Annotated in this window: 15 protein-coding genes and 1 tRNA gene; 4 read left to right on the forward strand and 12 right to left on the reverse strand. The window is 45.0% G+C overall.

Translation table 11 applies throughout. From position 1 onward, the window contains the following. Positions 1 to 205: 205 nt before the first annotated feature. Positions 206 to 415, reverse strand: a complete 210-nt coding sequence (locus M2470_RS16535; RefSeq protein ID WP_280746165.1) for a hypothetical protein — start codon at positions 413 to 415, stop codon at positions 206 to 208. Between the two features lie 177 nt (positions 416 to 592). Between M2470_RS16535 and M2470_RS16540 the strand changes: the two genes are divergently transcribed. Both M2470_RS16540 and M2470_RS16545 read left to right on the forward strand, forming a co-directional pair. Further along, positions 593 to 904 carry a helix-turn-helix domain-containing protein gene (locus tag M2470_RS16540; RefSeq protein WP_280746164.1) on the forward strand — a complete coding sequence of 104 codons (312 nt, stop codon included), beginning with the start codon at positions 593 to 595 and terminating at the stop codon, positions 902 to 904. 42 nt (positions 905 to 946) lie between these two features. Next, the gene (locus M2470_RS16545) at positions 947 to 1,243 is read left to right on the forward strand and encodes a helix-turn-helix domain-containing protein (protein WP_280746163.1); all 297 of its coding nucleotides are present in this window, start codon (positions 947 to 949) and stop codon (positions 1,241 to 1,243) included. Between the two features lie 254 nt (positions 1,244 to 1,497). Here the strand turns inward: M2470_RS16545 and M2470_RS16550 are convergent, their stop codons facing one another. The 5 genes from M2470_RS16550 to M2470_RS16570 all read right to left on the reverse strand — a co-directional run bounded on the left by M2470_RS16550 (position 1,498) and on the right by M2470_RS16570 (position 5,573). Continuing rightward, positions 1,498 to 2,313 (reverse strand): KilA-N domain-containing protein, encoded by an 816-nt coding sequence (locus tag M2470_RS16550; protein WP_280746162.1) that lies wholly within the window; start codon positions 2,311 to 2,313, stop codon positions 1,498 to 1,500. Between the two features lie 52 nt (positions 2,314 to 2,365). Beyond that, positions 2,366 to 2,737, reverse strand: a complete 372-nt coding sequence (locus M2470_RS16555) for a protein-tyrosine kinase (protein WP_280746161.1) — start codon at positions 2,735 to 2,737, stop codon at positions 2,366 to 2,368. Further along, entirely contained in the window at positions 2,737 to 3,984 is a 1,248-nt protein-coding gene (locus M2470_RS16560) for a site-specific integrase (protein ID WP_280746160.1), read from the reverse strand. The genes M2470_RS16555 and M2470_RS16560 overlap by 1 nt, the downstream gene beginning before the upstream one ends. Positions 3,985 to 4,242: 258 nt before the next feature. Continuing rightward, positions 4,243 to 4,318, reverse strand: a tRNA-Lys gene (locus M2470_RS16565). A gap of 112 nt (positions 4,319 to 4,430) precedes the next feature. Next, complete coding sequence (locus tag M2470_RS16570; RefSeq protein ID WP_280746159.1) at positions 4,431 to 5,573, reverse strand: AI-2E family transporter; 1,143 nt, start codon at positions 5,571 to 5,573, stop codon at positions 4,431 to 4,433. A 58-nt stretch (positions 5,574 to 5,631) separates the two neighbouring features. On the opposite strand from M2470_RS16570, the gene dacB reads away from it, so the two are divergent. Continuing rightward, positions 5,632 to 7,104 (forward strand): D-alanyl-D-alanine carboxypeptidase/D-alanyl-D-alanine-endopeptidase, encoded by a 1,473-nt coding sequence (gene dacB, locus M2470_RS16575; protein ID WP_280746158.1) that lies wholly within the window; start codon positions 5,632 to 5,634, stop codon positions 7,102 to 7,104. A 96-nt stretch (positions 7,105 to 7,200) separates the two neighbouring features. Continuing rightward, on the forward strand, positions 7,201 to 8,031 hold the full coding sequence (bamE, locus tag M2470_RS16580; RefSeq protein WP_280746157.1) for an outer membrane protein assembly factor BamE: 831 nt from the start codon (positions 7,201 to 7,203) through the stop codon (positions 8,029 to 8,031). An 86-nt stretch (positions 8,032 to 8,117) separates the two neighbouring features. On the opposite strand, the gene M2470_RS16585 is transcribed toward bamE, so the two are convergent. The 6 genes from M2470_RS16585 to M2470_RS16610 form a co-directional block, all read right to left on the reverse strand. Continuing rightward, complete coding sequence (locus tag M2470_RS16585) at positions 8,118 to 9,269, reverse strand: MFS transporter (protein WP_280746156.1); 1,152 nt, start codon at positions 9,267 to 9,269, stop codon at positions 8,118 to 8,120. 4 nt (positions 9,270 to 9,273) lie between these two features. Further along, positions 9,274 to 10,134, reverse strand: a complete 861-nt coding sequence (locus tag M2470_RS16590; RefSeq protein WP_280746155.1) for a carbohydrate kinase — start codon at positions 10,132 to 10,134, stop codon at positions 9,274 to 9,276. Positions 10,135 to 10,150: 16 nt separating this feature from the next. Further along, a complete protein-coding gene (locus tag M2470_RS16595; RefSeq protein ID WP_280746166.1) occupies positions 10,151 to 11,914 on the reverse strand; it encodes a GH32 C-terminal domain-containing protein in 1,764 nt (587 codons plus the stop codon). A 61-nt stretch (positions 11,915 to 11,975) separates the two neighbouring features. Next, positions 11,976 to 13,700 (reverse strand): RagB/SusD family nutrient uptake outer membrane protein, encoded by a 1,725-nt coding sequence (locus M2470_RS16600; protein WP_280746154.1) that lies wholly within the window; start codon positions 13,698 to 13,700, stop codon positions 11,976 to 11,978. A gap of 48 nt (positions 13,701 to 13,748) precedes the next feature. Then, the gene (locus tag M2470_RS16605; RefSeq protein WP_280746153.1) at positions 13,749 to 16,868 is read right to left on the reverse strand and encodes a TonB-dependent receptor; all 3,120 of its coding nucleotides are present in this window, start codon (positions 16,866 to 16,868) and stop codon (positions 13,749 to 13,751) included. Positions 16,869 to 17,261: 393 nt separating this feature from the next. Then, entirely contained in the window at positions 17,262 to 19,979 is a 2,718-nt protein-coding gene (locus tag M2470_RS16610; protein ID WP_280746152.1) for a substrate-binding domain-containing protein, read from the reverse strand. Positions 19,980 to 20,000: the final 21 nt, after the last annotated feature.

A 20,000-nucleotide genomic window follows, 5' to 3' on the forward strand; every position in this document is an offset into this window, starting at 1 on the left:
TCTGTTTGTTTACTGCTCATAGCATACTGTGTTTAGAATATTAATAGTATGGTTTCCCGTGATATAGAAAACCAATTGTCGAGAGCAAATAAACGGTTATTAACCAACAGACTGAAGGAAGTGGGTCTGGATGGAATGATTTGCAATAACTTTCTGCTTTGTTTATTAGACAGGCGGTTCTGGCTGCACCGATTTTCCTATTTAATTACGGTATTCCGACAAAGCACTCTTGTTTCAGAATGTGAACCATAGACTTTGAAGCAACAAGCGACACTAACAACGCAAAAAGCTGCAACAGGATTTCGTTCCCATTAAACATCAGACTTTTCTGCCTTACTTCGTATTGGAAGAAAGAGAATTCGGGAAACTTTGAAGCCACTCCCAGCCAGAAGTATCCACTCATATTTTGAGCCATTGGGGAATGAAATTTTCTCTTTTTCTTCGTGATGGGAGAGTGGATTTCCGTATGACTTTGATGCCACACACTACCAAATCGGTGCCACATGCTGCCACAGGAATTGAAATCCATTGTAGGGTAAAGCAACAGGCTTACTTTTAGAGTAAAATGAGTATAAATTAAAAATATATCGTTATGGAAATAGTGAATATTGACGCAAACACTTTCGAGAAAATGCTCTCGGAGTTTGAGAATTTTGCTAATCGAACAGAAGCTCTTTGCCGGCTATATGGAGAAAAAAATATCGGCGAATGGCTTGATAATCAGGATGTGTGCCAACTATTAAACATCTCAAAGCGAACACTCCAAACACTTCGGGATAATGGGACACTGGCTTACACGCAAATCAGCCATAAAATCTTCTATAAGCCCGAAGACGTGCAAAGTATCCTCCCGTTGATAGTAGAGAAGCAGAAACAAGCTAAATACAAGGGGAAACAGCTATGAAAGAAGGAATAAACAGAGTACCAATCATTAAAATAAAAAAACATGAGCAATCAATTAATTACAGAGAATAATGAAAGTGTAAAGGCTTTTTTTCTTTCATTGGATAAGCTCTCATCTGCTTTGGAACGTGTGTTTTCCTCACGAAAGTCAACGCTGAATGGAGAGAGTTTTTACACAGACGAGGAGTTGTCGAAGAAGTTAAAAATCAGCCGGAGGAGTTTACAGGACTACCGCAACGAGGGACGCATCCCATACATCAAGTTAGGAGGGAAGATACTCTATCGTTCCTCAGATGTTGAGAAGTTGCTGGAAGATGGTTATCGGGACAAGTTCAGGTAGTAATACTACACCCGACCGAATATTTTTCCCTTTTTCGACTGATAAACATCTCTGTAATAGAAGGAGAATAAATCAGACAACCTTTTTCAAGGAAATACGACCTGAAAGGTGGAGATTTCCAAAGAAAACCCGAAGGGCTTGAGAGGTTGGCGTTTTATTCCCTTCTTTTTTCTTTGTGTTCAGATGAAAAAAGGACAATGAAAAACGGCAGACTTCAAATATGAAAAGTCTGCCGCCGGTTATATGAATTATAATTATTTCAATAATTTGCGATTGTCCACCTCATGTAATACCCGCATTTGTTGGATGGCTATCTGGTTGAGCTTTAGTAAGCGGTCAGATTGTGGAACTTGCTCGTTTATCAAAACGGCATTTATGTTCTCCATGTTTGATAAACAAATAAGTTCATTGATAGTGGCATAGTCACGGATATTACCTTTTCTGTCCGGATTTGCATCACGCCACTGCTTAGCTGTAATACCGAAAAGCGCCATATTAAGCACATCCGCTTCGCTGGCATACACAATTGATATTTGCTGAGCGGTAAGTTCCTCCGGTATAAGATTGTGCTTTACTGCATCGGTATGGATATGGTAGTTGATTTTTGATAGTTCCCGTTTAACAGACCAACCAAGTTGTTGCTGTTCATGCTCTTTGAGGCGCTGAAACTCAGTAATTAGATATAACTTAAATTCTGTATTAACCCATGACGCGAACTCAAAAGCGATATCCCTGTGTGCATAAGTACCACCTTTAGCTCCGTTTTTGGTTACAATTCCAATCGCATTCGTCAATTCAACCCAGCGTGTTGGACTCATTGTAAAAGCATTTGTGCCGGCTTCGTACATAAGGGGGTCGAATTCGACCCCTTTAAAGGTCGGGTTGTTTAATTTCTCCCATAAGCCTAAGAACATCAGCGTATTTTTGCTACGCATCCAGTTCTTTACTACATCCTTTGGTTCTATCGGATTGCGTATTTTTGCTATGTCGGTAATAGATATGTAATCTGCATTATTGATATACAACATCTTAACCTGAGTGCCCTGTACATCTAAATTATTCTTTGCCATTATATTGCTATTTTTCATTGTGTCTCGTTCGACACAATATGGTTCTACAAATTTAGTTTAAATTATTGATATCCTTTATATGTAATGGAAGTATAATCCTTGCTGTTTTCTCGGCTCTAACAGATTTCTCAATTATATATTTCCGAAACACTTCCGCATTCCTTGACTTAATACGGAACGAAAGAGCAGTAATCATTTCCATATTATATTGCTCCACGAAATTACCATTATTATAATGGTTAGTTCGGCAAACGTCCGATTCCCACAATACGCCACTTTTGAGTATTGAGCGGATATTACTATTTACTTTGGACACAAAGCATTCAAAAAGGTTTGCTATCTGATGTTGGGTCATCCACACTTCGCCATCCACAGGAGTAATCTGTACTCCTGCGGTATCTATCGTTATAATCCCGGTTTCCATTATCCTGTAATTTTGAATGTTAATGCTTTGTTGGTAGATAATAGCTTTTCTACTCCTTCCATGTCCTTCATGATAGAACTATCCAGTACTCGTGCATAGTGTTGTGTCATTTTAGTATCAGAATGTCCGAGCATTTTTGCGACATTTTCCATGCTCACCCCATTAGCCAAGCATACTGAGGTTGCATAGGAATGCCTCGCAACATGCGACGAGATTGGCTTCGTGATACCACATATATCTGCCACTTCTTTGAGATAGCTATTATACTTTTGATTGCTGGGAACTGGGAATAACAATCCGCTCTCAATACATTCAGAATAAGTATTATACTTTTCTATTAGCTGTAAAGCTATTGGAAGCAATGGAATATTACACATATTATTTGTCTTCTGCCGTGTCTTGCGTATCCACGTTTTCCCCTCTTGGTCTTTTATGAGATGCTCTCTTGAAAGCTGCTGTACATCGCTGAATGATAGCCCGCTGAAACAGCAGAATAGAAAGACATCCCTTACCTGTTCCACTCTCTTTATCGTAATTTCTTTGGCTGCGATTGCTTGTATTTCCTCCATTGTAAGGAACTCGGGATGTGTTGCCTCTCGTTTGAACTTAATGGAGGCAAATGGACTTTTCCTAACCCAATCATTCTCCAAAGCTATACGATACATCTTCTTTATATTCTTCAACCTAGTGGTAGCTGCGTTCTGGGCGCAACCTTTCTCTACTTTGAGGAATACTTCAAAGTCTTGGATAAAGGAAGGGGTGACTTCGCTAAGGTAGATGTCAGATATTTTATATTTCTTCTCCAAAAACTCCCTCACATACTTGGCTGTAGTTTCATAGCGTTGTACGGTCTTGGCTACAAAGTCTTTCCCTATCAGTTGACGGCATTGGTTATTATGCTCCTCGAAGAGTTGGAGTAGTGTTTTCTTCGACTCGTCATTGCCATTATAGATGTCCTTAATTCGGTCTGCGGTAATTTTCTTTCCGCTTTCTTCCAACTCACGGTGTATTTGGTAAAGTCTTACCCTGATAGAGGATATGTAATTATTCAATTCTTCTACCATGCGACCGCTACCTTTGACGCATTCTTTGGCTTGATTCCATTGTGCTACAGGTACACTGCGCTTAATTTGCACATCACACGTCCTGCCTTCTACTGTGATTCTTAAACGGATGGGTGCTTCTCCGTTTTTTAATAGTTTGCTCTTCTTGATGAAGAACAAAACACTGAACGTTTTTCTTCTCATTTCTCGTCGTTTTTAATGATACAAAGTTATTTTATACCCTTCAAAAACACGCTACGCAAAATGTTGTAATTCAGTGAAATAAAACCCAAATCGTGGGACTTTTGAGATTTGCAAAAAGTCCCACGATTTGGACACTATTCGTTTGCTTTTTCTCGCTTTTTTCTGCAACCCGTGCAAAAAAGAAAATCCCTAATTCCGTGTGGGAATCAGGGATTTACGTTGATTTGCTTTTTTCTTTGGCTTCTCTTGTGATCCGCCTGGTGATTTGCCTGGGGTTCGAACCCAGGACCCCATCCTTAAAAGGGATGTGCTCTACCTGCTGAGCTAGCAAATCTGCCTGTGCGTTTCTCTTGGAACGCGGGTGCAAAGGTAAGACATAATTTTAAATATGCAATACTTGTTAAATCTTTTTTTGAAAAAACGAGTTTGTTTATAGTTTTCTGTGTTTATTTCTCGGCTTCTTTTTGTGTGTCCACAGGCGGTTTTTCGGTAATGATTGCCTGTTGTTCTTCTTCCATTAGAATGAAGCGTTTATAGTACGACAAACAGAGGGTCGTTAATGGCAGGGCTACGATTAATCCTATGAAACCCAATAGAGTTCCCCAGACAGATAACGAGAGTAGGATGATAGCAGGATTAAGTCCCATGGCTCTTCCCATAATACGGGGGACCAGAAACATGTCTTGAATGACTTGTACCACTAATAATACAGCTACGCCAAGTGCCAGGATAATCCAGAAGTTTTGCCCGGTTTCTGCAGATTTCAGCAGAGCCAGCAATACCATCGGGAGCAGTCCGAGTGTTTGCAGGTAGGGAACTAAGTTCAGAGCTCCCATAAACAGACCTAATGTGATGCCTAAAGGGAAACTTACAATCTTGAAGCCAATCGCAAACAAGATACCTACGCACAATGCCACCAAAGCTTGTCCACGAAAATAGCGATTCATACTTTGTTCTACGTCTTCGGCTACTCCCGATACAAAGGGCCGGTATTTCTGGGGTATGAGCGTTATCCAACCATTCGCTATCTTTTCATAATCCAGCAAGATAAAAATAAAGTAGAGGAAGATGATAAAAACAACCGTTATACTGAATAATACAGAAAACGTGCTAGACAAAAGATTCCACATCTTAGGGGCTATCTGCCGGATTGCATTCTGGAAATTTTCTTTACTGAGCAGCTCCGTTATTTGTTCTATGCTGATATTTTCCTGCAGGAACAGAATCCACGATTCCGGGATAAAAGGGATGTACTCTTTGTCCGGACGTTGCGTGCGCAGTAGCTCTAATGTTCGGTCTACCTCCTGGGTGACAGAGGGGATTACCGTTATAAGCAATAACGTAAGCGCCAATAAAAGGGTCAGAATCACCGCAACGATAGATAGCATGCGATTTTTAAATTTCAGCTTATATTGAAAAAACTTCACAAGCGGCTGTGTCATATACGCCAATAACAATGCTATCAGGAAAGGGAGTAACGCATTCCGCAGGATTGTCAGAATATATAGCAAGAGTACAACTCCCACCACGCCAAAGACAATCCGGGCAACCCGATCAAACGTAAATGGTTTTTCAAACAGAGAATTCATATTAATACTTTATCTTTGTATAAAACAAAGATAGAATAATTTAAGTAGAAAGTGAGTGATGCGGAATAAATTATCGATGCTTGCCCTGTTCATCTGCTTGGTGCAGTTTATACCAGCCCAGTCTCAGCCTGTTAAGCGATTTCTGAATCTAAAAACGATGAAAGGGGCTTCATTTGCCTTACTAGCCAAAGACGTAAATAGCGGAGAGATACTTTATAGCTATGATGAAAACCGCCAGTTGACCCCGGCCTCCGTTTTAAAACTGGTGACTGCCTCTGCCGCCCTTGAGCTGCTGGGAGAAGACTATCGCTTCGTCACCAAGCTGGAATACGACGGAAAGATTTCCAATGGCGTACTCGAAGGCAATCTATACATCAAGGGAGGAGGCGATCCCACGCTAGGTTCTTCCCACTTTGCAGCAGATCGTAGCCGCTACACACCCGATCAGAACACCTTCATGCCCCAATGGATCGAAGCCATTAGCAAAGCCGGTATTCGTAAAATAACAGGTACTGTCATTGCCGATGAAAGCATTTTTGATACTGAGGGGATTTCTCTGAAATGGATGCAGGAGGATATCGGCAGCTACTACGGAGCCGGAAGTTACGGCCTCTCCGTATTTGACAATCTATACCGCCTCTATTTGAAGACAGGCACAGCCGGTAGCAAACCCGAGGTAATAGAAACAATCCCTCCTACCCCTAATATCCGCTTTCATAATTATATGAGGTCGGCTTCCGTCAGGACAGACAGCTCTTTCGTTATTGGTTTCCCCTATTCCAACGACCGTTACTTATATGGTGTAGTTCCTGCCGGGAGAGAGCGTTTCTTGTTGCGCGGAGACATTCCCGATCCTCCCCTTTTCCTGGCAGAATACGTACATACTGCTTTAACGTCAGCCGGAATCCAGATTGAGGGAACGCCCAGCTGTTATCGCCTGCTGGCGGAAAATAAGAAATGGCCAACGAAAGCACGAAAAGAACTGGCAAGCACTTACTCTCCCACCCTTCGTGAAATCGTACGGATTGTGAATGAAAGGAGCCACAACCTGTACACGGATGCCATTATAAAAACGCTGGGATTAAAATACACGCCTAAACAGGGAGAAGTCCTTTCTTCTATGAATAAGGGCATACAAGTAGTACACGAGCACTGGAAACAGAAAGGTTTTGACATCTCTTCTCTTTGGATGTATGATGGCTGCGGACTGTCAGCGGTTGATAAGGTAACGGCTTCTTTCATCTGTGATTTGCTGGCTTATATGCACAAAACCTCAAAACTGTCGGACGCTTTCGTCGCTTCCCTGCCCAAAGCCGGACAAGAGGGCTCTGTGGCTAATTTTCTGAAAGGTACATCGCTGCAAGGGCGGGCGTTACTGAAGAGCGGCGGCATGAGCCGGGTAAGAGCATACGCCGGATATATTACCAAAGACGATAAACAATATGCCGTGGCTCTCTTCGTCAATAACTATTCAGGAGAAGCACAGGCAATAACAAAGAACATAGAAAAGCTACTCCTTGCTCTTTTTTGATATCTTTGCCCGAAGAATAAAAACAAATAAACAATTAATCCTTATGATATGTTACATGTCTAAGGATTATAACCTACAAAGAAAGGAACAAAAGTCATGAAAAAGTTAGTTTATATATGCATCACAACCTTGCTGCTGACAGCTTGTGTCACCTATCGGTCGCTAGACTTAAACAGTCTGTACACCGGGATGACGAAAGCGCAGGTAGAATATGTAGCAGGTTCTCCGCATCGTGTGTTAGGCGTTAACAATACGGTAGATGGTTACCAGGAAGTGTTGGAGTACCGTACTTCTTACGGCGACATCTACGCCTTGGAATTCTGGGACGATTACCTGGTAGGCTACGAATACCTCGAATCGGAAGTAACATACGTGCCGGCTCCTTATCCTCCAAGTTATTATCCGGCTTACGGACGTCCGGTAGTAATTATACGCGAATACCCTCGCCCGCCGCATTATCACAATCGTCCGCCGAGCTATAACAATGTAAGACCGCCCCAGGGCAACAGACCTCCGCAAAACAGCAGGCCTCCACAGAACAATTACAACAACAATAATAATAACAAGCCAAACAGGCCTGTAGACAATGTTGAATCTAGCCCTTCCGGAAGCCGGGAAAACGGTAACAGGCCGAGCGGCGTAAGTAACTCAAACAGTTCAAGCAGTAAGAACTCAGGGCGTACATCAAATTCAAGCAGCACATCAGGAAGAAGCTCATCCAGCAGCACAAGTAGCGGTAGCCGGACGAACTCAAGTACCACCAATAGCTCCTCCAGAACGAATAATAGCAGCAGCTCCTCTTCCAGGACGAACAGCAGTGTTAGCTCTTCCAGTTCAAGTAGCAGTTCGGGCAGGTCTTCTTCCAACAGCTCCAGTTCAAGCTCAAAACGGAACAGCTCAAGCAGCAGTTCAGGTCGCTCAAGATAAACGATAAAATAGGACACGTCCTAAAAAAAATAGCTCACGAGCCATAAAAAATCACTCGTGAGCTATTTTTTTTCAGACACGTCCCATTATTGCTTCTTCAACTTCGGAGCCAAAAAGGCAAGGTAAAGGACGGCAAGGCTTAGTATAATAAGGGCTCCCGTTTGGGTTCCCATAGCATCGGTCGTTATACCCATCAGCAAGGGGAAGATAGTACCGCCGAATAGCCCCATAATCATCAGTCCCGAGACTTCATTCTTATGTTCCGGCAGACGAAGCATGGCTTGTGAAAGGATAATCGGGAACAGATTGGAATTGCCCACGCCAATACAGGCTATGCAGACATAAATCGGCAGCAGGGAATGGAAGACAAATAGCCCGCCAAAGCCGATCACCAGCAAAGCTACGCTGACGATAAAAAACATCTTCTGCGAATATTTAGCCAGGATAAAGGTTCCGGCCAGACAGCCTATCGTACGGAAAAGGAAGTAAAGGCTGGTGGCATAACCGGCATCCGACAGCGGCATCCCCAAGCGCTCTATCAATATCTTCGGAGCCGTTACATTTACACCCACATCTATTCCTACATGGCACATAATACCCAGGAACGAGAGTAGTACAATTTTGTCACCCAATAAGGCGAAACATTCAGCAAAAGTAGACGTTTTCCCTTCTTCGTCCTGTTCTTTGATCTGTGTCAGCCCCAGCCATATAATCGCCGCAACTGCTACTACCATAAAGATAGGATACAGATACTTCCAGTCGTTGAACTGAGCCGCCGCCCAGGCAGCAATAATAGGCGCCAGGAAAGAGGCGATCGCTTTTACAAACTGCCCAAGCGTAAGCGAACTGGCCAGACGCTCATTGCTCACGATATTAGACAGCAAAGGATTAATAGATACCTGCATCAGCGCGTTACCAATACCCAATAGTGAGAAGGAGAGCAACATCGAGACAAAGGAGTAATGAATCGTCGGCAGTATCAGCGATACAATGGTTACCGCCAGGCTGATCAGCACTGTCTTGCGGCGTCCGATCCGGTTCATCAGCATGCCGGTAGGTACCGAGCAGATCAGGAACCAGAAGAAAACCATCGACGGAAACAGATTAGCCAGCGTATCCGACAAGTCGAAGTCAGCTTTTACATAATTAGTGGCAATACCCACCAGGTCTACAAATCCCATCACGAAGAATGACAGCATGACCGGGATTATCTTCCAATACATATTTTTATCTTTCATGGTATTATTTGTTGGGGTAAGGAGGCCATGCTCCTTGTTTGGTACATACATAAGCTGCTATATCAACAGCTGTTTGATGAGCTTCGCGCAGCGGTTTGCCGTTTAGTATCGAATGTACAAAGGCTCCGGAAAAAGCATCTCCGGCACCTACGGTATCCGCTACCGTTACTTTCGGTGTTTGAATGGTGGACTGCTCGCTTGCAGTGTATATCGTACTGAAGTCGCTTCCTGCCGTAAGGATCATGTACCGCAAGGCATATTTTTCGATAAACAGGCGACATATCTCATCCGTACTTCCTTTCAGGTCGAACATTTGGCAAATCAGTTCCAGTTCCTCATCATTGATCTTAAATACGTTTGCTTTTTGCAGACAAGCTTCTATCAATTCTTTGGTATAGAAATGCTGGCGGATATTGATGTCGAAGAAGCGCAAACTTGCTGCCGGAGCATAATTGAGCAAAGCAGTGATCGTTTCGCGTGAAACGGTTGCCCGCTGAGCCAAGGTGCCGAAGCAAACCGCATCGGCCCTTTTCACCAAGTCAATCGCTCCCTGTGTAAGGGGGATGTAGTCCCAGGCTACTCCTTCTACGATGGTATAGGTGGGTTTTCCTTTATTATCCAGTTCTACCAGGACATTCCCGGTAGGATGTTCTACGGTTTCGATGCAATGGCGGATATGGTTTTTCTCCAATACCTGAAGAATCTCCGTCCCGAACACATCATTGCCTACAGCGCTGATAGCGTAGCCTTCCGAGCCCAGTTGGCTGGCATGATACACAAAATTGATAGGGGCTCCTCCGGCCTTCTTCTCATTGGGAAATACGTCCCAAAGCAATTCTCCTATTCCTACTACTGTTGGATTCATATCTAATGGTTAATGGTTAATGATTAACGATTAATGGATATACCGTTAACGAGCTTACAGTATATGAGCCGCCTGTGCTGTGGAAGCGGAGGCTATTGTAAGGTTCTTCCGGGAATACGATATTTGTCATGACAAATTCTCCTTTTCCGTCGAAGGCTTCTACGCTTGATTTGTCTACAAACAAACGGATCGTATAGGTTTTACTCTCCGGAGCCGGAGCCGTTGTAGCACAAGGGAAAGACGAGCTGAAGTTTACCTCCCCGCTGTTGCGTCTATCCATTGTAAAGGTATTATCAAGAGTGCTATAGAACATCTTTACTGTCTCTCCTTTGGAATTGAGCAGGTCAAAACCAATGATACGGGCATTGTTATTGCGGAAGGTGATTTCAACTTCATAGCTCCCTTGATTAGCGGGCAATAAAGAGTTTATTTCCTTCTCGCCATTTACTGTAAACGAGCTTTTCTTCTCTGCCTTTCCACGGGCTTTCAGCAGTTCGGGTGATGGGGTACTGCTCAGATAGGTCTCCCCGTTTTTTACATACAACTCAAGGTCGCGCGGAACGGAATTGGCCGAACGGTATTGCTTTGTAGGAACATCGTTGGCGTATTGCCAGTTGCTCATCCAGGCAATCGCGATCGTGCGGTTGGCAGGCGCGTTGCTCCAGGTTACTGTTGCGTAATGATCCTTTCCCCAGTCCATCCATTTCGTAATGCTGGGCGATTCGTTTACAAAGGTTTTCCCATCAAAAGTTCCTGTGAAATACTGCGTGGCAGAACCTCCGAAAGGCCCGACGGGGTTGATGTTGCAGATCAGCACCCATTTCTTTTGATTCGTGCCCTTGACCGGCAGTTCAAACAAGTCCGGACATTCCCATACACCTTCATGCGCGCCCATTCCTTCGCCAAAGCTGCTTTCATACGTCCAGTCTTTCAGGTTAGGAGATGAGAATAGCTGCATTTCCTGACCTACTGCCAGAATCATAACCCATTTGTTTGTTTCTTTATACCAGAACACTTTCGGGTCGCGGAAGTCTCTTGCATTAGCCGTTAACACAGGGTTTTTATCATACTTCGTAAAGCTACGCCCGTTATCATTGCTATAAGCGACACATTGCGTCTGACCGAATCCTTCGGAGGTGTAAAAGGCTACAATAGCGCCACGTCCAAAACCTGCTGTGTTGTTTTCGTCCACTACAGCGCTGCCACTGAAGATGGCTCCCAGGTCATCCCTGTCGATAGCAACCGGCAGGTGCTCCCAGTTTGTCAGGTCTTTACTCACGGCATGTCCCCAGTGCATATTTCCCCACATAGAGCCGTATGGATTGTGTTGGTAGAACAAATGATATTCGCCGTCTTTATATACCATTCCGTTGGGATCATTCATCCATCCCCATTGAGGAGAGAAATGATAGGTCGGGCGATGCTTCTCCCTGTTCGACGTATCAAACGTATCCGATAGCTTCATTTCCTTCCAGCAAACGGCAGACTCAGGTACTCCCGGGCAGTTAAACAAAATTGTCTCTCCTTTCCAGGCTGATAAGTCAACCGGCACGAAATAATCAACCTTGTTTACCGCCAGACGGACATCGAGCCCTTTTACCATCTCATTGTCCACCAAAATATTAACCCACGAGTTGTCTGCACCTTCTTCTACCGGAAGCAATAAATACTTCCGGGGAGTTTCGATCCGCACCTGCGAGCGTTGGTCCCCCAGGTAATGAACTTCCAAGCCCTTCTCCTGTGCCTGTGCTGTTGCACCAAGCAGAAACAGAGCTGCCATACATGCGATTGTAATTTTCTTTTTATTCTTTGTGTTCATGGTACTATAAATTTAAGTCTGCTTACCAGCCGTAATTTTGCTGATACAATTTTTTGCTGAAATTAATCTGTGCTTTTGGAATTGGGAAATATTCGTCCCTGTTTTTTGTGAATTTCGCTTCCTGTAGGTAAGCGCCTCTGCGGGTCTTTTCCGTTTCCAGATATTTATTAACCGTTTCGGCGGCTACTCCCCAGCGCACCAGGTCGAAGAAGCGATGCCCTTCCTGTGAAAATTCCAAACGTCTTTCAAAGCGTAAGGCCTTGCGTGCGAAGTCCTGTGTCCAGGCCGGACAGTTTTCACCCGGTTTGTAGAGGGCAACCACATATTTACCAACAGGATCTCCCTGTACGTCCACCAGCTTTGCCGTACTATTAGCCGCCCGTTGACGAATGGCATTGATTAACGGAAGGGCTTCTGCCTGCCGCCCCAACTCGATCAGAGCTTCTGCCTGCCAGAGCAATACATCGTCGTAACGGATCACATCCCGGTTCTTAGAGCTCGACATAAAAGGGTCTGCTTTCGCAAAACAAGGACAATCGGGCAATACCGTTTCCTTCATAGACATAAACGCACCGTACGTCTGCGGGCTGCGGTTCCAGTCTTCCTGGAAGAGAAACTCCGGATTATACTTGTAAGGCAGTCCGGGGATAGCAACAGTATGATTCAAGCGCGGATCGACATTATTCTGCAACAAATCGTCGGGAGTAGAGATATTTTTATCGTTAAAAGTATCGAGTAAGGGCAAGCCGTTATTGTCTGTCCGGAACGCATTTACCATATTTTGTGTAGGCTGATGGAAGCCGCAGCAACCGTATTCCGGGTTCATCGGATGGTTCAGCATCGCTCCCCAGTCCAGACGTCCTCTCAAAGTACCATCACTATGTGAGTGTTGGATAGCAAAGATAGACTCTACGCCATTCTCCGTTTCGCAAAGGAAGTTATTGGCGAAATCCTCAGCCAGCGAATACTTCCCGCCCAGATCCTTGCAAAGTGTTACTACCTCCTCTAGTTTTGTTTTGTTGATGTTAACAACATTGTGTTTCTCGTCTTGCTCATACGCTGAGTAAAGCAGGGCTTTGGCCAGATAGGCTTTCGCCATTCCTCCGTTCGCACGTCCTCTGTCTTCGTTAAAGTCCGGCAGGTTCTCTGCTGCAAAGCGAAATTCGGCAACAATCTTGTCCCATAATTCCTGACTGCTATAAGCTACGTTCGAGACGTTGATATATTCCTCTGTCGGGATGGTTTCGTCTACATAGGGCACGTGCTTAAACAATATCTTCAGCTCAAAGTAATAATGCGCACGCAGGAAACGCATCTCGGCTTCCCGTATTTTCTTTTTGGGATAGTCTGCTTCATTTGCTTCCACAATACGTACCAAGGCATCGTTCGCACGTGCGATGTTGATGTACTGGCCATACCATTTCTGATCCAGGTAACCCAAGTCGTCACGCATGTAGACAAAGGTTTCAAAAACGTTGAAGTCGCCCATATCACCCGGGCCGTCGCCGCCTTTGTGGGAGTCGCCGCTCCTCAGGTCGCCATAAGGCCAGGGGGCGTTCATACCCCGTTGATAATTGTCATTACCTAAAGAAGAATAGGCGGCAATAACCATTTTCTCTATCTCGTCGGGAGTGTTCAAATCATCGGAAGAAGCAACTCCTTTGGGTGATTCGTCTAAGAAGGAATCACAGGCTACCATGGGAAGTAAGAAGGCGGCAGCTATTGTTATATATTTGAATGTTTTCATGTCTGTATATAATGATTAATTGTTTATTGTCAATTATTAATTAGAAGATTAGAAGGATACATTAAGCCCGAACGTAAAGGAGCGGGGAACGGGATAGGCGAAACGAGGTGTTTCCGGGTCTACTCCTGTAAAGGCATCTTTGCCCCAGCCCTTCTTAATGGTCAGCAGGTTCTGGCCGGAGAGGTAAATGCGTGCATTTTGTATGCGTACGCCCCTCAGCCAATTTTCAGGCAAGCGGTAACCAATCTCGAAGTTAGCCAACTTGAGAAAAGAGGTATTCTCTACAAAATAGTCGGACGTACGTATTTCGTTGTTCACATCACTGCCGGAAACAGCCGGTATGCTGGTGTTTGTATTGTCCGGACGCCATCCGTCAAGCAGGCGTGTGCCATAGTTTTGTCCACCGAAGAAGCCGTAGAAGTCGGTAAATTCTTTCAGCCAGTTGTAGGTGTAAGATCCTACCTGCCCGTTCCAGAACATTGAGAAGTCAAAGTTCCTCCAAGAGGCGGCTACATTTAAACCATACAAGAAATCCGGATCTTCAACGCCCAGCCAGGTACGGTCTTCGTCCGTTATCTTCTTGTCATCATTCAGATCTTTATAGCGTATACGTCCCAGCCCTTTACCCGGTTGGTCGGCATGTGCGTCTACTTCTTCCTGTGTCTGGAAAAGTCCGTCGGTTACATAGCCGAAAAGAGATTTCCACGGACGGCCCAGGATCGTCTGGTCGTTTCCATTGCCCGGATAAGAGTTGATTACGTCTTCCGGCAATTTGGTAATCTTATTCCTGTAGCTGGCGATATTTCCGGTAACAGAGAGGTCTACTTCGCCGATCTTCTGATTGTAGGTAAGTGCAAATTCCAATCCCCAGTTTTCCATGCTGGCACCATTCACATAGCTGTCACCGCCAAAGCCAATCGTTGCGATGTAAGGAGGCTTCACCAGGATATCATCTGTTTTCTTTAAGAAATAGTCAACGGAACCGACAAACTTCTGGTCTAACAATCCAAAGTCGATACCCGCATTGTGCTGGGTGGTTGCTTCCCACTTCAGATTAGCGTTCGGACGCTGGGTACGAATGAAGCCGGAAGGTAAGATTCCCTGGTTATTACCGTAAATATCATAGGCTGTCCCTTGGTCGCGCTCCCAAGTCGGGTCGGTATAATAGCGTGCCTGATAGAGTCCGTATGCGGCATAGTTGTCGATTTCCTGGTTACCGGTCATCCCCCAGCCATAACGTAGTTTCAAATCGGAAAATACATTTTTTACTCCTTCAAAGAAGCCTTCTTCACTGATACGCCAGCCAAGTGAAAAGGCAGGGAAGGTTCCCCAGCGGTGGTTCTCTCCAAAACGGGAAGAGCCGTCGCGACGAAGGGTAAAAGATGCCAGGTATTTATTATCAAACACATAGTTGATCTTCCCGAAGAAAGAAGACAGGGCATAGGATGTGGCGCTACCATTATTGCGGAAGTTTACTTCTCCGGCATCCAGGTACATATAGTCCGGCGTTTCCAACACATAACCATCCCGTCCGGCAGACATATTTTCAAACCTGTATTTCAGCATTTCCTGGCCAACCAGTATATCGAAATTATGCTTGCCCAGATCGAACTTATAATTCAAGGTATTACTGAGTATCCAGTTGCCGCCATAGTTGGAGTGAGTATCCAGCCTGGCTGTTTCGTCGGACAAGAATCCGGACTGGTAGCTTTTCTGCATATGGCGCTGCCAGTATGCGGTATAGTCAATTCCCAGCTTAGAACGGAAGTTCAGCCCTTTTATAATTTCCAGGTCCAGACTTACGTCGCCAAACAAGCGGACTACATCTTTATAGTTATCTTTATTGTCTTCAATCATACGTACGGGATTCTGGCGGTCACTCATATTACTGGCCGGACCTCCCCAGCCTCCTTCCATGTCATAGACAGGAACCAAGGGCTGTATCAAGCGCGCGCGATCTTGCAGGTTTGCTGCATCAAGAGCCGACTCCCTTGTTTTGGAAAGAGAGAAGTTTTCGCCTATCGTCAAGCGGTCATTAAATAGCTTGTAGTCGCTGTTTATGCGGGCTACAATGCGGTTGAAGTAAGAGCTTTTGATTGTCCCCTGATTGCCGTAATAGTCTACAGAAAATAAGGCGCGGCCTTTTTCATTCCCGTTTGTTACCGTTACATTATAGTTCTGAATGAAACCCGTCCGGCTGATTTCCTTTACCCAGTCTGTATCCGTAGCTTCCATTGTAGCTACGCCACCTACATAGAGGTATTGCGGCAATATTACTTTGTCTAATACAGCATGTCCGTTGGCGTTGGTTTGCCAGTCAAACTCGTAGTTTCCGTAATTAGGATCAGTCTTGTCTGTCATAGCTGCCAGCCATTGGGCTTGTCCGCGCTGTTCGGCATTCAGCAAGTCTACAGAGCGTTGCCATTGAGAGGCTGTTAATGAGGCGCGGAATTCTACATTGGTTCCTCCGGTTTTCCCCTTTTTCGTGGTTACGATGATCACACCGTTTGCTGCGCGTGATCCGTAGATACTGGCGGCAGAAGCATCTTTCAATACCTGGATAGACTCAATGTCGGAGGTGGCTATCTCATTCATCGAACGAGTGCTAGGAACGCCATCGATAATATACAACGGACGGCTATTTCCCAAGGTAGAGACACCGCGTACCTTTACATCTACATCTCCGGTAGGATTCCCCGTATTCGTAATATGTACGCCGGGAACGCGTCCTTGCAGCGACTGCATGGCGTTGCTGGTATTGATGGTTTTGATTTCTTCCATCTTTACTACAGACACGGCACCTGTCAAGTCTGCCTTCTTCTGCGAAGAATAACCTGTTACGATGACATCGCTAAGCGCCTGTACGTCTTCAATCAGAATAACCTCTAAGGTCTTTGAAGCATTTGCCGGAAATTCCTGCGTAATGAAGCCTATATAGCTAATGCTTATCGTTGTTCCCTGGGGCACGTCAATGGAAAAGTTCCCATCTATGTCTGTAATAGTCCCGTTGGTGGTTCCTTTCTGTATGACCGATGCACCAATAACCGGAAAGTTATCCGTGCCTGACAGTACTGTCCCTTTAATGGATACTTGTTGTGCAAATACAGATTGTGTAATGAACAAGCATACAATCCACACGCACAATTTGCAAAGAAGTGATGTTTTCATGAGCAATAAATTATTAAGAGTTTAGCAATTAAATTCTGCTCACAAAAATAGAGGACAGAAGAAAGACAGGAGATAACAAAACAAGCACAAGCTATGACATTTGTAACATCCCCAAAAGAAAAACGACAGACTATAACATTTGTCACAAAAATACGACATGTGTACATGTTTTTTAATGGTAATGTATTTGCGTCGAAGACGCATGATTTGGAGGATAACTTGGGTGCATTTGTGACTTTGTATTGTAGGAAATTGTTGGCTGACGGCTGTCGGCCAATTGGTCGATAATTATCGGTTAGCTGACCGACAGCTGTCGGCCAACTGGTTGATGGCTATCAACCAACAGTTTATAGCCATATTTTTTTGTAATAGTATTGATCATTTCCGCAAAAACTATGGATGTTCCTGATATTCCTTGGGAGTTTTGTCGTATAGCGTTTTGAAGCATTTGGAGAAGTAGGCCGGAGAGGAAAATCCGGTATGGTAGGCTATCTCGCTAATCGAGAGTTGCTGCTGCTTTAATAAGACCGCCGCCTTGCGCAAGCGGTAGTTACGCAGGAAGTCAACCGGGGTAGTGCCCGTCAGGTCTTTTACCTTACGATGAAGGTGCCCACGCGACATGGAAAGGGAGTCGCTCAGCTTCTCGATGTTAAATTCGGGATCGGTGTATACTTCTTCTATCCGCTCCAGGAGTTTGCGCAGGAAAAGGTCGTCCATGTTCTCTACTTTCCCCGGGTCGGTCTGTAATAGGTTACTGTTTTGCAGTTTGGATAATAGTTGTTCGCGCAGGCGTTTTCGTTCCTCAAGCAGACGGATAATCTTTAGTTTCACGAAGCGAGTGTCGAAGGGCTTTTGAATATAATCGTCGGCTCCGCCCGAAATGGCAAAGTTCTTTTGCCGCTCTTCCGATAAGGCAGTAAGCAGAACGACCGGAATGTGATTTAGCGACACCTCTCTTTTCATGGTACGGCACAGGTCGAAACCGTTCATTTCAGGCATCATTACATCACTTAATACCAGAGAAATATCTTCTGTTTCCAGAAGCGTAAGGGCTTCCTTCCCGTTCGTGGCAGTAAGGACAGAGAAGTTTTCTTTCAATTCTTGCGACAGATAGGCCAGTACTTCTGCATCGTCTTCCACAGCTAGTATGGTATAAGGATATTGCTTTGTCAATAGGGCTTTTTCCTCGGTATCGTCTAACTGCGAGGCCTCATACGAGAGGGATGACTCCTGTACTTCGGAGATATCGTCGTCAAAGTGCGCTTTTCCTTTCAGGAGAGTGATCGTAAAGGTGGTTCCTGCTCCCGGTTTGCTGTCTACCGTTATATCGCCATGATGCATCCGGACGTATTGCTGCACCAGATGCAGGCCTATTCCTGTGCCTGAGGGGCTATCTTCCGTATAGAAGCGGTCGAACAGGTAGGGGACTTTCTCGGCTTGTATGCCTCGCCCGCTATCTTTTACCAAGATGAAGACTTGTGTTTCGTTCTCTGACATGGCGACTTCTATTGCCCCCTTTTCCGGTGTAAACTTAAAAGCATTGGATAACAGGTTGGCGAGTAGCTTTTCCATCAAATCGGGATCAAACCATACGGCAGCCGTTTTCATATCTGCATGGAAGGTATAGTGTATCTGCCGCGCGCTAGCCATACTGTCGAAAGAGGTTTTTACTTCTCCTGTAAAGGCCACCAAGTCTGCCTGATGTATGTTTACTTTCTCTTTGGAATTTTCCAGTTTTCGGAAGTCCAGTATCAGGTTTATCTCCCGTAATAGGCGATTCGCATTCTTCTGCATCAACTGCAAGTCCGGCAAATAGGGCGAGCTTCCCATCAGTGAAATCAACTTATTCAAGGGCCCTAATATCAGGGTAAGAGGGGTTCGCAACTCGTGCGAGACATTGGTGAAGAACTGAAGCCGCTGAGCCGTTACCTCCTTTATTTCCGTGTTCAGGGCAATCAGCCTTTGTTGTTGTTCGCGCTCCTTTATATTCATTTCCCTCAGCTCCTTATTCCGCTTCCGCACCTTCCGGTTGATATAGAATATATAGATGATCAGGCATATAAAGACAAAGGTAAAGGAAGAGATAAGCAACAAGGAATTTTCCAGGAATCGGAACCTGTTTAATAACTGATCGATATTGCCTCGTTGGTTCTCTATGCGTCCCTGGTAGTTCAGGATGGTTTTGTACTGGATTAGCAATGTCCGGGCAGTAGGCCTGTCTACTTGCGCGCTCTCAAGCGGAATGTATTTGTCTATCGGCTTACCGTTCAATATATCCATCGCCGCCTGTATGACCTGTTCCCCGCCGGTAGGATACATAAAAGAGGCATTGATACGCCCATCAGAGACAGCTTCCAAGCCGGCACCGGGAACCGCATCCACACCTATGATAGGGAGTGTCTCCGAACGCAGCGGATCCTGCTCGTTGAAAAGCTCCCGGGCGGCAATAGCCATCATATCGTTGTGTGCATAAACAAAGTCAATCCGCTCGGGCATATCCATGCGGGCAACCCGTACGCGGGTGGTGTCATAGCGCCATTCGCCTTCCAGTTTAATGAAAGATATATCTGTTCGCCCTTCCAGCGCCTTGGCAAATCCCTGATGCCTTTCTTGTGCCGGAGACGAACTCTCCAAACCCCAGATCTCCAAGACAACCGCCTTTTCCGGCAAATATTGTAAAGCGTATTCGCCGGCTGTTACTCCTATCTCGTAATTATTTGCGCCAATAAATGTAGTGTAGAGTTCCGTATTTACTTTCCGGTCGGTAATAATGGTGGGGATCCCGGCCTTATAGGCTTTCTCGGCAATGGGCGTAAGAGAATCCGACTGATTGGGAGAGATGATCAGTGCATCTACTCCCATATCGATCAGTTCCTGAATTTGTGCGATTTGTTGCTCGTTATCACTATCCGCATTCCGGATAACGAGCTCCAGGTTGTCGTAGTTTGATGCTTCTAGCTGAGTCTCGCGGATCATCGATTGCCGCCAGGCATCGTCCAGCATACACTGGGACAGACCTACAACATATTTCTTCTCTTCCTTTATGGAATTGCATCCGCATAAAAGAAGAGACAAAAGTGGTATAATAATAAAGGCTTTAAGGTTTCTCATGTTTTAAAGGTTGTGCATAAC

This window comes from Parabacteroides sp. PH5-46, assembly GCF_029892785.1.
Taxonomy (GTDB): Bacteria; Bacteroidota; Bacteroidia; order Bacteroidales; family Tannerellaceae; genus DFXE01.

Coding starts and splice junctions, on each gene's coding strand:
- M2470_RS16535 (WP_280746165.1), bottom strand. CDS start 415: ATGGCTCAAAATATGAGTGGATACTTCTGGCTGGGAGTGGCTTCAAAG.
- M2470_RS16540 (WP_280746164.1), top strand. CDS start 593: ATGGAAATAGTGAATATTGACGCAAACACTTTCGAGAAAATGCTCTCG.
- M2470_RS16545 (WP_280746163.1), top strand. CDS start 947: ATGAGCAATCAATTAATTACAGAGAATAATGAAAGTGTAAAGGCTTTT.
- M2470_RS16550 (WP_280746162.1), bottom strand. CDS start 2,313: ATGGCAAAGAATAATTTAGATGTACAGGGCACTCAGGTTAAGATGTTG.
- M2470_RS16555 (WP_280746161.1), bottom strand. CDS start 2,737: ATGGAAACCGGGATTATAACGATAGATACCGCAGGAGTACAGATTACT.
- M2470_RS16560 (WP_280746160.1), bottom strand. CDS start 3,984: ATGAGAAGAAAAACGTTCAGTGTTTTGTTCTTCATCAAGAAGAGCAAA.
- M2470_RS16570 (WP_280746159.1), bottom strand. CDS start 5,573: ATGAATTCTCTGTTTGAAAAACCATTTACGTTTGATCGGGTTGCCCGG.
- dacB (WP_280746158.1), top strand. CDS start 5,632: ATGCGGAATAAATTATCGATGCTTGCCCTGTTCATCTGCTTGGTGCAG.
- bamE (WP_280746157.1), top strand. CDS start 7,201: ATGAAAAAGTTAGTTTATATATGCATCACAACCTTGCTGCTGACAGCT.
- M2470_RS16585 (WP_280746156.1), bottom strand. CDS start 9,269: ATGAAAGATAAAAATATGTATTGGAAGATAATCCCGGTCATGCTGTCA.
- M2470_RS16590 (WP_280746155.1), bottom strand. CDS start 10,134: ATGAATCCAACAGTAGTAGGAATAGGAGAATTGCTTTGGGACGTATTT.
- M2470_RS16595 (WP_280746166.1), bottom strand. CDS start 11,914: ATGGCAGCTCTGTTTCTGCTTGGTGCAACAGCACAGGCACAGGAGAAG.
- M2470_RS16600 (WP_280746154.1), bottom strand. CDS start 13,700: ATGAAAACATTCAAATATATAACAATAGCTGCCGCCTTCTTACTTCCC.
- M2470_RS16605 (WP_280746153.1), bottom strand. CDS start 16,868: ATGAAAACATCACTTCTTTGCAAATTGTGCGTGTGGATTGTATGCTTG.
- M2470_RS16610 (WP_280746152.1), bottom strand. CDS start 19,979: ATGAGAAACCTTAAAGCCTTTATTATTATACCACTTTTGTCTCTTCTT.